This window comes from Micromonospora sp. NPDC047620 (assembly GCF_043205005.1).
Classification (GTDB): domain Bacteria; phylum Actinomycetota; class Actinomycetes; order Mycobacteriales; family Micromonosporaceae; genus Micromonospora.
This window is the reverse complement of record NZ_JBIDDG010000005.1, coordinates 78,115-93,135: the sequence shown is the minus strand read 5'-3', so window position 1 is coordinate 93,135 and position 15,021 is coordinate 78,115. Positions and strand designations below refer to the sequence as shown.

The window sequence follows — 15,021 nt, the reverse complement described above, 5'->3', positions numbered from 1 at the left end:
GACGGTGAGCGTCGAAGCCGCACGACAGGTGCCGGTCTCTCGCGGGAGGCTGCCGCTTGGCGTCTACCTGCTCGCGATCAGCATGTTCGCGATGGGTAGCGCTGAGTTCCTGCTCGCTGGGGTCCTGCCAGCGATCGCGGACGACCTTTCGATCACGCTGTCCTCGGCCGGTGCGTTGATCTCAGCGTTCGCCATCGGTGTCGTCATCGGCGGCCCTCCCTTGGCGATCATTACCCTTCGCTGGCCGCGACGGGCCACGCTGGTGACCACCCAGGCCCTCTTCGCCGCCTCCGTCGTGGTCGGCCTTCTCACCCAGAGTTACCCCGTCCTGCTGGCCACCCGCTTCATCTGCGGCCTCGCCTACGCGGGGTTCTGGGCGGTCGCAGCGGTCACCGCGATCAGCCTCGTCACACCCGACCGCACCGCACGCGCCTCCGGAGTAGTCGTCAGCGGGCTCAGCCTCGCGATGGTCGCCGGCGGCCCGGCCGGGGCCATGCTGAGCTACTTCACGGGATGGCGGGGCGGATTCTGGGGCGTGGCCGCCCTCACCGTAGCCGGGGCGATCGTGACTCTCCTCGCGTTGCCCGGGACGAGCGCGAACGTGAAGCCCAGCGTGAGGCGTGAGCTTCGCACCATGCGGCAACCACAACTGTGGGTCGTCTACGCCGTCACCATCCTGAGCACCGCCGCCTACATGATCTCGTTCAACTACCTCGCGGCATTCCTGACCGACATCACCGGCATCCCGCGGGTCTGGATTCCCGCGATCCTCACGTTGTTCGGCGCCGGCGCCTTCATCGGTCTGTCCATCGGCGGCAGGATCGCCGACCGGAGGCCGTCCCATGCGCTCCTGATCGGGGCGATCGGAATTCTGACCAGTTCCGTCCTGCTCGCGGGCCTCGCCCAGCATGCGCTGGCCGTCGTCCCCCTCGTCCTGCTTCTCGGAGTCGCCGGATTCGTGCTCAACCCTGCCATCTACGGCCGCGTGTTCACCATCGCGTCGCAGGCACCAACCCTCGCCGGGGCCACCACCGTGTCCGCGTTCCAACTCGGCATCAGCCTCGTCCCCGCACTCGCCGGAGTCGCGTTCAACGCCGGGGCAAGCATCACCTCCGTCACCTGGATCGGCGCCGCCCTGGCAGCCGTCACGGTGCCGGTCATCCTCCTCGACCGGGCAATCTCACGTCACCAGTTGCGGCAGGACTCCCATCAACGTGAAAGGGGCGAAGAAGACGTCCCTCAGTCGGATGGGAATGGCTGTCAAGAGCAGTCATTGACGTTCTCCTCGCACTAAAGGACGGGGATTCGCGGCGCCGGCTTTCCAGATGCCGGCGATCGGGGCGACGCGCCGGGCAGCCGGTGAGCTGGGCGGGTAGGCTCGCCGGTCGGGCACCCGCACCTCCGGGCGCCGACGGCCGCCCGGTCCGGGCCGGCCACGACCGGGCCGGACCCCGCGAGGGGTACGACGGCGAGGAAGTGCAGCATGATCAGCGTTTTCGACATCTTCAGCGTCGGCATCGGGCCGTCCAGCTCGCACACGGTGGGGCCGATGCGGGCCGCCCGTACGTTCGTCGCCGGGCTGAAGGCCGACGGGCTGCTGACCGGCACCGCCCGGGTGCAGGCGGAACTCTTCGGCTCGCTCGGCGCCACCGGTCACGGCCACGGCAGCGACCGCGCGGTGCTGCTCGGGCTGGCCGGCGAGGCGCCGGAGACGGTCGACACCGACACCGTCGACGCGCGGATCGGCCGGATCAGGGCGGAGCGCCGGCTGAGCCTGCTCGACGCACACGGGATCGGCTTCGACCCGGACCGGGACCTGGTGCTGCACCGGCGCCGGTCGCTGCCGTACCACCCGAACGGGATGACCTTCGTCGCGTACGACGACCGGGGCGCGGAGCTGCGCGTGCGGACGTACTACTCGGTCGGCGGCGGGTTCGTGGTCGACGAGGCGGCGGCCGGGGCGGACCGGATCAAGCCGGATGCGACGCGCGTGCGGCACCCGTTCCTCACCGGCGCGCAACTGCTCGACGTGACCGCGTCGACCGGGCTGTCGATCAGCGAGGTGATGCTCGCGAACGAGCTGTCCTGGCGCAGCGAGGGCGAGGTGCGCGCCGGCCTGCTGGAGATCTGGCGGGTGATGCGGGAGTGCGTCGAGCGGGGCTGCTCGCGGGACGGGGTGCTGCCCGGTGGGCTGAAGGTCCGCCGCCGCGCCGCCGAGCTGCGCCGCAGCCTGGCGACGGAGTCCGACCCCACCGACCCGCTGCGGGCGATGGACTGGGTGACCCTTTTCGCCCTCGCCGTCAACGAGGAGAACGCGGCCGGCGGCCGGGTCGTCACCGCGCCGACCAACGGGGCGGCCGGGATCATCCCGGCGGTGCTGCACTACTACACCCGGTTCGTGCCGGGCGCCTCCGACGAGGGGGTGGTCCGGTTCCTGCTGGCGGCGGGCGCGATCGGCGTGCTGTTCAAGGAGAACGCGTCGATCTCCGGCGCGGAGGTGGGCTGCCAGGGCGAGGTGGGCTCGGCCTGCTCGATGGCCGCCGCCGGGCTGGCCGAGGCGCTCGGCGGCACCCCGGAGCAGGTGGAGAACGCCGCCGAGATCGGCATGGAGCACAACCTCGGGCTGACCTGCGACCCGGTTGGTGGCCTGGTGCAGATCCCCTGCATCGAGCGGAACGCGGTGGCTAGCATCAAGGCGATCACTGCCGCCCGGCTGGCGCTGCGCGGCGACGGGGTGCACCACGTATCGCTCGACAAGGTCATCAAGACCATGCGCGAGACCGGCGCGGACATGAAGGTGAAGTACAAGGAGACGGCGCGCGGCGGCCTGGCCGTCAACGTGATCGAGTGCTGAGGGGCGCTCGTTCATCGACTGCTAACCTGTCGTCCGTCCGGTGAGGCGGGAGGCGACGGTGACCTCTGGCGTCGCGGCGTTGTGGTCGCACCGCAACTCCCTGCGCATCCTCGTCCGGCGCGACCTGGCGGTGAAGTACCAGCAGTCCGTGCTCGGCTACCTCTGGTCGCTGATCGAGCCCCTCGGCATGGGGGCGATCTACTGGTTCGTCTTCGGCGTCCTCTACTCCCGGGACACCACCCGGCACCTCGGTGACGCGGCCGACTCGTACCCGCTGTTCCTGATCACCGGGATCTTCGCCTGGATGTGGACCAGCTCGGCGCTGAGCGAGGCGACCAACGCGCTGACCGGCCAGTCGCGGCTGATCACGACGATGAACGTGCCCCGGCAGGTCTTCCCGATCGGCCGGGTCACCGGCCGCTTCGCCGAGTACGCCGCCGGCCTGCCGATCCTGGTCGCCGTCGCCGTCGGGTACGCCGCGTCCGGCCGGATCGACCTGGGCTGGTCGCTGCTCGCCCTGCCGCTGGCGGTGGCGGTGCAGGCCGTCCTGCTGGTCGGGCTGGCGCTGCTGCTCTCGGCGGTCAACGTGCTGATGCGCGACGTCGAGCGGCTGATGCGGCTGGTCATCCGGGTGCTCTTCTACGCGACACCGATCATCTACCCGCTGAGCCTCGTGCGGGACGCCGACCTGCCGGGCTGGCTGAAGGTCGCGTACGAGCTGAACCCGCTGGTCGGCATCTTCCAGCTGCACCACGCGGTCTGGTACCCGGACGAGTTCCCGGACGCCCGGCTGCTCGCCACCACCGTCGGCGTCAGCCTGCTGGTGCTGGCCGCCGGCTGGTGGTCGTTCCGCCGGCTCGAACCCGCCGTGCTCAAGGAACTGTGACGATGGCCGACCCGATCATCGAGGCGGAGGGGCTCGGCATCCGGTTCGTCCGCAACCGGCGGCGGCAGCTGCGGCTGCGCGAGCTGTTCATCCACCGGGGCGCGCGCGGCGCGTCCGCCGGCCAGTTCTGGCCGCTGCGGGACGTGTCGTTCTCGGTGGCGGCCGGCGAGACCGTCGGCGTGATCGGCCGCAACGGCACCGGCAAGAGCACCCTGCTGCGGCTGATCGCCGGGGTGCTGATCCCCGACGAGGGGCGGATCCGGGTGCGCGGGGACGTGGCGCCGCTGCTGGAGCTCTCCGCCGGCTTCTCCAACGACCTGACCGGGCGGGAGAACCTCTACCTGGTCGGCGGCCTGCACGGGCTGTCGTCCGGCTACCTGAGGCGGCACTTCGACGACATCGTCTCGTTCGCCGGCGAGCAGGTGGAGCGGGCCATCGACACCTCGGTGCGGCACTACTCGTCCGGCATGAAGGTTCGGCTCGGCTTCGCGATCATCTCGCACCTGCCGCACCCGATCCTGCTCATGGACGAGGTGACCGCCGTCGGGGACGCGGAGTTCCGGAAGAAGTGTTATGCGACGATCGACCGTCTGCTCGGGGAGGGGCGCACTCTGGTGCTGGTGTCACACAACGAAAAGGACCTGACCCGGTTCTGCCGTCGGGGGCTCTACCTCGACGGGGGCCGGCTGAGCATCGACGGCACGATCGCCGAGGCGCTCGACGCATACCACACCGCGGTCCCGCGGTGACCCTCGCGATCGTGCTCGCCGCCGACGCCCCGGCCGCGAGCCTCCCCATCCGCGCGGGCGAACCCCTCGCCGACCGGCTCGCCGCCCAGCTCCGCGCCGCCGGGGCGGAAGAGGTGCGCCGCGCCGCCGACCTGGACGAGCTGGCCGCCCTCGTGGACGCGGCCACCGGCCCGGTGCTGGTCACCGGCGCCGACCTGGTCGCGCACACCGCCGTCCTGCGGCACCTGGCGACCAGCCCGATCGGGCCGACGGTGGCGCTGGTGCTCACCGACCCGCCCGGCGACGGGCGCACCGCCGTGCGGGAGGAGCGCGGCCAGGTCGTCGAGGCCGGGCCGCCGGAGGCGCTGAACGGCGACGCGACCGGGATCTTCGGCGGCGCGCTGCGGGTCGGCGTCGTCGACCTGCCGTCGCTCGCCGCCGCCGCGCGCGCGGCCGCCGCCGGGGTGCTGCCGGCCGGCGCGCCGTCGGCCGCCGCGCCGCCGCCGGCCGGGCCCGCCGTGGACCGGCTCTTCGCCGGCCTCACCGGGCTCGGCGTGCTGACCTTCGCCCATCGCGTACGCCTGCTCGTCGCGCACCGGGTGAGCGACCCGGCGGGGCTGGCCGCCGCGGCAGCGGCCGTGGCCGCCGTCGACGAGGACCGGGCGGAGTTGCGGCTCTCGGTGAAGGAGCGGGACGACTTCTTCACCACCTTCTTCGTCAGCACCTGGTCCCCGTACGTCACGAAGGCGTCCGCCCGCCTCGGGCTCGGCCCGACGGCCGTCACGATGATCTCGGTGGCCTTCGCGGTGGCCGCCGCCGTGCTGTTCGGCGTCGGCGGCCGGCCGGCGCTGGTCGCCGGGGCGGTGCTGCTCTACCTCGGCTTCGTGCTCGACTGCGTGGACGGCCAGCTCGCCCGCTACACGCGGCACTTCAGCGCCTGGGGCGGCTGGCTGGACACGATGGCCGACCGCGCGAAGGAGTACGTGGTCTACGCCGGCCTCGGCTACGGCGCCACCCAGGCCGGGTTCCGGTACGGCTGGGCGCTGGCGATCGCCGCGATAACGCTGCAGACCGTCCGGCACATGACGGACACGTGGTACGGAGTGCTGCACGACGAGGCGGCGCGCCGCCCGAAGGCCGTCGGCACCTCCGGCGGCGGCATCGGCGACAAGCTGAACGCCGCCTCGAACCGGGTGCAGGCCGACACGGGGTCGGTGTCGTACTGGCTCAAGCGGACGGTGGTCTTCCCGATCGGGGAGCGGTGGGCGCTGATCGCGCTGACCGTGGCGCTGTTCGGCCCGCTGGTCAGCCTGTACGCGGTGCTGGCGTGGGGGGTGCTGGCGTTCGCGTACACCGGGGCGCTGCGCACCCTGCGCGCGCGCTGGATGTGGGTGCCGGTGCTGGACACGGTCGACGCCACCCTGCACCGCGACGACGGCCCGCTGGCCCGTCGGTTGCCGGTGGTCCGCCCGATGGGCCCGCTGACGCTGGCGGTCGTCGCGGCGCTGGGGCCGGCGGCGCTGCTGGTGGCGGCCCTGCTCACCCGGGACGGCACCAGGGCGGCGGGCCTGGGCTGGGCGGTGCCGGTGGCGCTGCTGGTGCTCCTGGTCGGCGGCCTGGGGGCGGGCGCGGCGCACAACGGGCCGCTGGACTGGCTGGTGCCGGCCGCGCTGCGGGCGGGGGAGTACCTCTTCGCCATCGCGGTCGGGGTGGTCGGCGACGTGCCGCCGTGGCTGGTCTTCGGGTACGTCTTCGTGCTGACCCTGCACCACTACGACCTGACCGCCCGGCTGGAGAAGCGGCAGTCCGCGCCGCCGCTGCACGGACTCACGCTCGGCTGGGAGGGGCGGTCCGTGCTGCTGGCCCTGGCGGCGATCGTCGGAATTGCGGGTATCGGGATGGCTACACTCGGTACGTACCTTCTCATGGTTTTCGTGGGGAGTGTCGTCCTCGCCTGGGTCGTCCTGCCCGCCCGCGCCGCGCGGGCGTCGGTGGGCCTGGCCGGTGCGGGAGGCCGCTCGCCGGGCTGACGGAGGGGCCGGCCGGATGACACTGATCAGTTTCGTCGTGCCGGCCTTCCGGGTGCAGGCCTACCTGCGCGAATGCCTGGACTCCATCCTCGACCAGCCCGTCGCCGACATCGAGGTGATCGGCGTCGACGACTGCTCGCCGGACGACAGCGGCGAGATCCTCGCCGAGTACGCCGCCCGCGACCGGCGGATGCACGCCGTCCGGCTGACGGAGAACGTCGGGCTCGGTCCGGCCCGCAACATCGGGCTGGACCGGGCCGTCGGCGAGTACGTCTGGTTCGTCGACGGCGACGACTGGCTCGCCCCGGAGTGCCTGGTGGAGGTGGCCGAGCGCCTCCGCGCCACCCGCCCCGACGTGCTCCTGGTCGACCACGTCCGGACGCACTGGAACAACGCCGTCACCCGCAGCGCCATGGCGGACGTGTTCCCCGAGCCACCCGGCGAGGACACCTTCCGGCTGCGGGACCGGCCCGAGACGCTGCGGGTGCTGCACACCGCCTGGAACCGGCTGGTCCGCCGGCAGTTCCTGCGCGACCTGGGGCTGCGCTTCGCCCCCGGCTGGTACGAGGACGTCTCGTTCAGCTACCCGGTGCTGATGGCCGCCGAGCGGATCGGCGTGCTGGACCGGGTCTGCGTCAACTACCGCCAGCGGCGGGCCGGCGCGATCACCAGGACGCGGGGCGACCGGCACTTCGAGGTCTTCCACCAGTGGCACCGGGTGTTCCGGCTGATGGACTCCTGGGGGTCGGCGGTCGACGACCTGCGCCCGGCGGTCTTCGAACGGATGATCTGGCACTACCTGACCGTGCTCGGCAACGGGCAGCGGATCGCGCCGGAGCTGCGACCCGCCTTCTTCGCCCAGATCACCGCCGACCACGCACGCTGGCTGCCGCCCGGCGGCTACCCGGCCCCCGGGGGCGCGGAGGGCCTCAAGCACCGGTTGGTGGCCGCCGGCCACTGGCGCACGTTCAGCGCTCTGCGCACCGCCTACCGGGCGCGGGACACCGCCCGGCGTACCGCCCGGACGACGAGGCGGCGGGTCGCGCCCCGGGCCCGGCGGGCCGCCCGGCTGGCCCGGGACACGCTGCTGCGCGAGTACTACCGGGCCGAACTGCGCCGACCCGTCGACCCGACGCTGGCCGTGTACGCGGCCTACTGGTACCGCGGCTACGCGGACAACCCGGCCGCGCTCCACGAGGCGGCGCGGCGGCTGGCGCCGCAGGTCCGGGGGGTGTGGATCGTCCGGCGGGACCGGGTGCACACCATGCCCGAGGGCGTCGAGTACGTGGTGGCCGGCACCCCCGCGTACTACCGCGCGCTGGCGCGGGCGCGCTGGCTGGTCAACAACGTGAACTTCCCGGACTACGTCCGCAAGCGGCCCGGGTCGGTGCACGTGCAGACCCACCACGGCACGCCGGTGAAGGTGATGGGGCTCGACCAGCAGCGGTACCCGATCGGCGCGGTGGGGATGGACTTCGCCGGGCTGCTGCGCCGGGTGGACCGGTGGGACTTCAGCATCAGCGCGAACAGCTTCTCCACCCAGATGTGGGAGCGGGCCTATCCGGCGACGTACACCACCCTGGAGGTGGGCTACCCGCGCAACGACCGGCTGGTCAACGCCACCGCCGAGGAGGTGCTCCGGCTGCGCGCGGAGTTCGGCCTCGGCCTCGGCGAGCGGGTCGTCCTGTACGCCCCGACGCACCGGGAACACCTGCCCGGCTACCGGCCGCCGTTCGACCCGGGGCGGCTGCTCGACGTGCTCGGCCCGGCCGGCCGGCTGCTGATGCGCAGCCACTACTTCCACGACCGGGAGCGGCGGGCCCGGCGCCCGGTGGACCGGGACCGGGTGCGCGACGTCAGCGGCCACCCGCGCGTCGAGGACCTCTACCTCGTGGCGGACGTGCTGGTCACGGACTACTCGTCGGCGATGTTCGACTACGCCGTGCTGGACCGGCCGATCGTGGTCTACGCCCCGGACTGGGAGGCGTACCGGCTGGCCCGCGGCGTCTACTTCGACCTGCTCGCGGAGCCGCCCGGCGCGGTGGCCACCAGCTTCGCCGACCTGCTCGACCTGTTCCGCGCCGGCGGGGTCGACTCGGCGGAGGCGACGAGGGTCCGGCAGCGGTTCCGGGCCCGGTTCTGCGCGCTCGAGGACGGCCACGCCGCCGAACGGGTGGTCCGCCGCGTCTTCCTCGGCGAGCAGTCGCAGCCCCGCTGCCGCTGACCGCGACCGCCCGCGCCCCCGGGTTCGCCCGCCCGTCCCAACCGGATGGGGCAACAGGAACGTCACGAGTCGAACATGGCACGTTTACCCGATATCCGGATTGAATGATCCTCGTCACAGTCATTCGGGGTTCGGTCGACGAACTGGGGGGAGGGACGGTGACCACCGTCGCGCTCAAGGATGTCACGAAGGTTTTCAGGGACGGCACCCTCGCCGTCGATAGCGTCAACCTGGACGTCAACGACGGCGAGTTCATGGTGCTGCTCGGCCCGTCGGGCTGCGGGAAGTCCACGGTGCTGCGGATGGTCGCCGGGCTGGAGAACCCGACGTCGGGTGCGGTGCTGCTCGACGGCGAGCTGGCCAACGACCTGTCGCCGCAGGAGCGGAAGATCGCCATGGTCTTCCAGGACTTCGCGCTCTACCCACACATGACCGTCGGCGACAACATCGCCTTCCCGCTCCGGCTGGCCGGTCTGGAGCCCGAGTCGCGCGGCGAGCGGGTCACCGACGTGGCCAGCGCGCTCGGCATCGGCGACGTCCTCGGCCGCAGGCCCAACCAGCTCTCCGGTGGGCAGCGCCAGCGGGTCGCGATGGGCCGGGCGATCGTCCGCCGCCCCGGCCTGTTCCTGATGGACGAGCCGCTGTCCAACCTCGACAGCGGGCTCCGGGCCGAGCTGCGCGCCGAGATCTCCGGGCTCACCCGCGAGCTGGGCGTCACCACCATCTACGTCACCCACGACCAGGCCGAGGCGCTGACCATGGCCGACCGGGTCGCCATCATGCGCAGGGGCGTCCTCCAGGACGTGGGGACCCCGACCCAGGTCTACGGCCGCCCCGCCACGCTCTACGTGGCCGCGTTCCTCGGCAGCCCACGGATGAACCTGCTGGAGGCGTCGGTCTACGTCCACCTGGACCGCCACGTCACCCTCACCCTCGGCGAGCAGGCGCTGCGCCTGCCCTGGGACGACATCCGCAGCCGGGCGGTCGCGCACTACCACGGCGAGCGGATCGTGGTCGGGATGCGGGCCGAGGCCCTCACCCCGGTCGCCCCGGACACGCCGGGCGACGTGCTCCACGGCCGGATCCGCTACCTGGAGCACCACGGTCACGAGTCGCTCGCGTTCGTCGACATCCGGGCCACCGCGATCCTGGTGGACGAGATGGGCACCCCCGTCGACGCCCCGGTCGACCAGCGTGGTCTGCGTCGCTTCGGCCAGGTGATGCAGCGGCTGACCGGGCGCGCGGCGGAGGGCGAGCGCGCCCCGGCCCCCGGCGCCCGGACCAGCGTGCTGAACGACCCGGGCCGGCACCACCGCCGCCCGGCCGAGCTGGCGGTCCGGCTCGCGCCGTACCCCGCAGTCTCCGCCGGTCACCCCCTGGCCGTCTCCGTGCGCATGGACGCGCTGCACTTCTTCGACGAGCGGGGCGACCGCATCGACGTCGGCTGGCGCTGACCGGGTGGCCCTTGCCGGTGAAGTTACCGACTAGTAGCGTCGGGGCATGACCATCGACTCGCGCCAGGTGGCGGCCGGCATGCTCGAGGCCGTGCCGTTCGCGCGTACGCTCGGCATCGAATTCGTCGAGGTGGCCCCCGAGGCGGAGGGCGCGGTGCGGGCGGTCGTCCGCCTGCCCGACTCGCCGGCCACCCACAACCACGTCGGCGGGCCGCACGCCGGGGCCATGTTCACCCTCGGCGAGACCGCCTCCGGTGCGGTCGTGCTGGCCGCGTTCGGGCAGCTGCTCGACCGGGCCACGCCGCTGGCGGTGCGGGCCGAGATCGCGTACCGGAAGCTCGCCATGGGCCCGGTGCTGGCGACGGCGCGACTCGGCCGGCCCCCCGCCGAGGTGGTCGCCGAGCTGGAGGCCGGCCGGCGGCCGGAGTTCCCGGTGCAGGTGGAGATCGCCACCGAGGAGGGGAATGCCACCGGCGCGATGACGGTCGTCTGGACGCTGCGCCCGCACTGAGCCGTCCCGGGAAACCGGGCCGAAACCGGTTTGCCGGCGCAAAGGTCTGGATAGATTCGTACCGTGCTGGGCCTTCCTGCTCACGTGACCGCCTGTCTCTTCGATCTGGACGGGGTGCTGACGCAGACCGCCAGGGTGCACAACGCCGCGTGGACCGAGACGTTCGACGGCTTCCTGCGCCAGCGTGCCGCCGCCACCGGCGAGCCGTTCCGCCCCTTCGACCCGGGGCCGGACTACAACCGGTACGTCGACGGCCGGCCCCGCGCCGACGGGGTGCGCGGCTTCCTCGCCTCGCGGGGGATCGTGCTGCCCGAGGGCGCGCCCGACGACCCCCCGGACGCCGACACGGTCAACGGGGTCGGCAACCGGAAGAACGTGCTGCTGCTGGACCGGCTGCGCACCCGCGGCGTGGACGTCTATCCCGGCTCGGTCGCCTACCTGAAGGCCGCGGCCGCCGCCGGCCTGCGCCGCGCGGTCGTCACGGCCAGCGCGAACGGCCGGGAGGTGGTCGCCGCCGCCGGCCTGGAACCGCTGCTGGAGGCGCGGGTCGACGGGCTGGTCGCCCGCGCCGAGGGGCTGCGCGGCAAGCCGCACCCCGACACCTTCCTGGCCGGGGCCGGGCTGCTCGGGGTCGACCCGGCCCACGCCGCCGTCTTCGAGGACGCGCTGGCCGGGGTGGCCGCCGGCCGGGCCGGCGGGTTCGGCTACGTGGTCGGGGTCGACCGCGTCGGCCAGGCGGCCGAGCTGCGCGCCCACGGCGCCGACGTCGTGGTCACCGACCTCGCCGACCTGCTCGACACCGGGCGGCCCGCGTGATCAGGGAACGGGCCTATCCCGTCGAGCCGTGGCACATCCGGGAGATCCGGCTGGACATGGACGTCCTGGCCCAGTCCGAGTCGGTGTTCGCGCTCTCCAACGGGCACGTCGGGCTGCGCGGCAACCTGGACGAGGGCGAGCCGCACGGCCTGCCCGGCACGTACCTCAACTCCTTCTACGAGCTGCGCCCGCTGCCGTACGCGGAGGCCGGTTTCGGGTTCCCGGAATCCGGCCAGACCATCGTCAACGTCACCAACGGCAAGCTGATCCGGCTGCTGGTCGACGACGAGCCGCTCGACGTCCGGTACGGCGAACTCCTCTCCCACGAGCGGGTCCTCGACCTGCGCGCCGGCACCCTGCACCGCGAGCTGCACTGGCGGTCGCCGGCCGGCCGCGAGGTCAAGGTCCGCAGCACCCGGCTGGTCTCCTTCACCCAGCGCTCCGTCGCGGCGATCAACTACGAGGTGGAGGCGGTCGACGGCCCGCTGCGGCTGATCATCCAGTCGGAACTCGTCGCGAACGAGACGCTGCCCGCGCAGAGCCGGGACCCCCGGGTCGCGGCCGTGCTGGAGTCGCCGTTGCAGGCCGAGGAGGAACTCACCACCGACGACGGCGGACTGCTGATCCACCGGACCAAGCTCTCCGGACTGCGGGTCGCCGCCGCGATGGAGCACGAGGTGTACGCCCCGGCGCGCAAGACCATCGAGTCCGAGGGGTACGAGGACTGGGTGCGTACCACGATCGGGTGCGTGCTCAAGCCGGGCGAGACGCTGCGGGTGGTCAAGTACCTCACCTACGGCTGGTCGAGCCGCCGCTCGCTGCCGGCCCTCCGGGACCAGGTCGGCGCGGCCCTGGCCGGGGCGCGGCTGGACGGCTGGGACGGGCTCCACCGGGAGCAGCGGGAGTACCTCGACGAGTTCTGGGAGGCCGCCGACGTGGTGGTGGAGGGCGACCCGGAGGTCCAGCAGGCCGTCCGGTTCGGCCTGTTCCACGTCCTCCAGGCGGGCACCCGGGCGGAGCAGCGGCCGATCGCCGCGAAGGGCCTGACCGGCCCCGGGTACGACGGGCACGCGTTCTGGGACACCGAGATGTTCGTCCTGCCGGTGCTCACCTACACCCACCCGGCCGCCGTGCGGGACGCGCTGCACTGGCGGCACCGCACGCTGGCCGCCGCGCACGAGCGGGCCCGGATGCTCAACCTGGAGGGCGCGGCGTTCCCCTGGCGCACCATCGAGGGACCGGAGTCGTCGGCGTACTGGCCGGCGGGCACTGCGGCCTTCCACATCGCGGCCGACGTCGCCGACGCGCTACGGCGCTACGTGCAGGTCACCGAGGACACCGAGCTGGAGCGCGAGATCGGGCTGGAGCTGCTGGTGGAGACCGCCCGGTTGTGGCGGTCGCTGGGCCACCACGACCGGCACGGCCAGTTCCACATCGACGGGGTGACCGGCCCCGACGAGTACACGGCGGTGAAGAACGACAACATCTACACCAACCTGATGGCGCAGCGGAACCTGATCACCGCCGCCGACGCGGTGATGCGCTACCGAGACGAAGCGTTCCACCTCGGCGTGACCGACGAGGAGGCGGCCGCCTGGCGGGACGCGGCGGCCTCCATGCACATTCCGTACGACGAGGAGGTCGACGTCCACGAGCAGGTGGAGGGCTTCACCCGGCTCCAGGAGTGGGACTTCGGGCACACGCCGCCGGAGAAGTACCCGCTGCTGCTGCACTACCCGTACTTCGACCTCTACCGAAAGCAGGTGGTCAAGCAGGCGGACCTGGTCCTCGCCATGCACTGGCGGGGCGACGCGTTCACCCCGGAGGAAAAACTGCGCAACTTCCTCTACTACGAGCGCCGGACGGTGCGGGACTCGTCGCTGTCGGCGTGCACCCAGGCGGTACTGGCGGCCGAGGTGGGCCACCCGGAGCTGGCGCACACCTACCTGCGCGAGGCCGCGCTGATGGACCTGCACGACCTCAACGAGAACACCCGCGACGGCGTGCACATGGCGTCGCTCGCGGGGGCGTGGATCGCGTTGGTGGCCGGGTTCGGCGGGCTCCGCGACCACGACGGCACGCTGTCGTTCGCGCCACGCCTGTCCAGCCGGCTCGGGCGGCTGGAGTTCTCGCTCCAGTGGCGCGGGATGCTGCTGCGGGTGGACGTCCGGCCGCACGAGACGACGTACGCGCTGCGCCACGGTGACCCGGAGGACGTGCTGGAGTTGCGGCACCACGGCGAGACGGTCCGGGTCACCTGCGACGAGCCCGTCACCGTGCCGATCCCGCCGCTGGAGGTCTCCGGACCGGCCCCGGAGCAGGCGCCGGGCCGGGCCCCGCTGCTCCGCCTGCCCGAGAACGAGCCGTGACCCGCCGCCGGCCCGCGCTGGCGGGCCGGCGGCGTCGGTCAGAGCGGCCTGCCCTGTGAGGGGCGGCCGGCCGCGTCGCGGGGCGTCATCGCCCGCGGGTCGTCGGCCGTGCGTGCCTGGGCCGCGTCGTCCGCCCAGTCCCGGCCGCGTTCGGCGTCCTGTTCGCGCCGTTCCCGGTCGGTGGTCTGCTGGCGGGACTTTCGCTGCTGCGCCATGGCGATCCTCGCGATCCGTCGGGGGCGCGGTCTTGCGCCGGTACGGTCTGCGGTCGCCTGCCGCCTACCCGACGCCCCCGGTGGCAAACACGGGGGCGGCCGGCCCGCTTGCCGGCCGTGCGGGCGGGTATGCGAGCGGCCGGGGAGGAGGGCCGTGGTCCGGTGAGCCGGACGACCGGTCCGGCCGACGACGTACGGGACGGAGGCGGAGATGGACGTGCGCAGCAGCGAGGTGACGATCCCGGCGGGGGACGCGGAACTCCCGGCCGACCTGCTGGTCCCGGCCGAGCCGGCCGGCGTGGTGCTCTTCGCCCACGGCAGCGGCAGTTCCCGGCACAGCCCGCGCAACACCGCCGTGGCGCACGTGCTCAACCGCGACGCCTTCGGCACCGTGCAGGTCGACCTGCTGACCCCGGCCGAGGACCGGGTGGACGCCCGGACCGCCGAGCTGCGCTTCGACATCCCACTGCTCGCCGGCCGGCTCGCGGCGGTCGTGGACTGGCTGGCGGCGGAGCGGCCCTTCGGCCGGGTGCCGATCGGCCTGTTCGGGGCCAGCACCGGGGCCGCCGCCGCGCTGGTGGCGGCGGCCGCCAGACCGGACCTCGTCGGCGCGGTCGTCTCGCGGGGCGGCCGGCCCGACCTGGCCGGCCCGGCCCTCGGGCAGGTGCGCGCGCCCACGCTGCTGCTGGTGGGCGGCCTGGACGAGCAGGTGATCGCCCTCAACGAGCAGGCGCAGGAGGCGCTGCCGGAGAGCGCCGAGCTGACGGTGATCCCCGGCGCCACGCACCTCTTCGAGGAACCCGGCAAGCTGGAGCAGGTCGCCCACTGCGCCGCCGACTGGTTCACCGCCCACCTCGCCGTGCCCCGCCCGGCCTGAGCACCGGCCCGGTGGACGGCCGGTTCGGGCGGGCGTCGGCCCCGTGGACGGCTCCGC

The 15,021-nt window shown here is 73.2% G+C and carries 12 protein-coding genes; 11 read left to right on the top strand and 1 reads right to left on the bottom strand.

Annotated elements, in window-relative coordinates; translation table 11 throughout:
- Positions 1 to 4: 4 nt before the first annotated feature.
- From ACGF5C_RS07555 to ACGF5C_RS07510, 10 genes are all read left to right on the top strand, one after another.
- Complete coding sequence (locus ACGF5C_RS07555) at positions 5 to 1,294, top strand: Cmx/CmrA family chloramphenicol efflux MFS transporter (RefSeq protein WP_393297871.1); 1,290 nt, start codon at positions 5 to 7, stop codon at positions 1,292 to 1,294.
- Between the two features lie 189 nt (positions 1,295 to 1,483).
- Entirely contained in the window at positions 1,484 to 2,854 is a 1,371-nt protein-coding gene (locus ACGF5C_RS07550; RefSeq protein WP_393297868.1) for an L-serine ammonia-lyase, read from the top strand.
- A 58-nt stretch (positions 2,855 to 2,912) separates the two neighbouring features.
- Positions 2,913 to 3,740: an ABC transporter permease gene (locus ACGF5C_RS07545; protein ID WP_393297865.1), complete on the top strand. Its 828-nt coding sequence runs from the start codon at positions 2,913 to 2,915 to the stop codon at positions 3,738 to 3,740.
- A 2-nt stretch (positions 3,741 to 3,742) separates the two neighbouring features.
- Entirely contained in the window at positions 3,743 to 4,489 is a 747-nt protein-coding gene (locus ACGF5C_RS07540) for an ABC transporter ATP-binding protein (RefSeq protein ID WP_393297862.1), read from the top strand.
- Positions 4,486 to 6,498, top strand: a complete 2,013-nt coding sequence (locus tag ACGF5C_RS07535; RefSeq protein ID WP_393297859.1) for a DUF5941 domain-containing protein — start codon at positions 4,486 to 4,488, stop codon at positions 6,496 to 6,498. The genes ACGF5C_RS07540 and ACGF5C_RS07535 overlap by 4 nt, the downstream gene beginning before the upstream one ends.
- A 16-nt stretch (positions 6,499 to 6,514) precedes the next feature.
- Complete coding sequence (locus tag ACGF5C_RS07530; RefSeq protein ID WP_393297857.1) at positions 6,515 to 8,722, top strand: CDP-glycerol glycerophosphotransferase family protein; 2,208 nt, start codon at positions 6,515 to 6,517, stop codon at positions 8,720 to 8,722.
- Positions 8,723 to 8,880: 158 nt separating this feature from the next.
- Positions 8,881 to 10,176: an ABC transporter ATP-binding protein gene (locus ACGF5C_RS07525; RefSeq protein ID WP_393297854.1), complete on the top strand. Its 1,296-nt coding sequence runs from the start codon at positions 8,881 to 8,883 to the stop codon at positions 10,174 to 10,176.
- Between the two features lie 46 nt (positions 10,177 to 10,222).
- Positions 10,223 to 10,687 (top strand): DUF4442 domain-containing protein, encoded by a 465-nt coding sequence (locus tag ACGF5C_RS07520; protein WP_393297851.1) that lies wholly within the window; start codon positions 10,223 to 10,225, stop codon positions 10,685 to 10,687.
- Between the two features lie 63 nt (positions 10,688 to 10,750).
- Positions 10,751 to 11,503, top strand: coding sequence for an HAD-IA family hydrolase (locus ACGF5C_RS07515; RefSeq protein ID WP_393297848.1), 753 nt, complete (start codon positions 10,751 to 10,753; stop codon positions 11,501 to 11,503).
- Positions 11,500 to 13,872, top strand: a complete 2,373-nt coding sequence (locus ACGF5C_RS07510) for a glycoside hydrolase family 65 protein (protein WP_393297845.1) — start codon at positions 11,500 to 11,502, stop codon at positions 13,870 to 13,872. The genes ACGF5C_RS07515 and ACGF5C_RS07510 overlap by 4 nt, the downstream gene beginning before the upstream one ends.
- A 38-nt stretch (positions 13,873 to 13,910) precedes the next feature.
- Here the strand turns inward: ACGF5C_RS07510 and ACGF5C_RS07505 are convergent, their stop codons facing one another.
- Positions 13,911 to 14,087, bottom strand: a complete 177-nt coding sequence (locus ACGF5C_RS07505; protein WP_393297842.1) for a hypothetical protein — start codon at positions 14,085 to 14,087, stop codon at positions 13,911 to 13,913.
- Between the two features lie 211 nt (positions 14,088 to 14,298).
- Between ACGF5C_RS07505 and ACGF5C_RS07500 the strand changes: the two genes are divergently transcribed.
- Positions 14,299 to 14,964, top strand: a complete 666-nt coding sequence (locus ACGF5C_RS07500; RefSeq protein ID WP_393257884.1) for a dienelactone hydrolase family protein — start codon at positions 14,299 to 14,301, stop codon at positions 14,962 to 14,964.
- Positions 14,965 to 15,021: the final 57 nt, after the last annotated feature.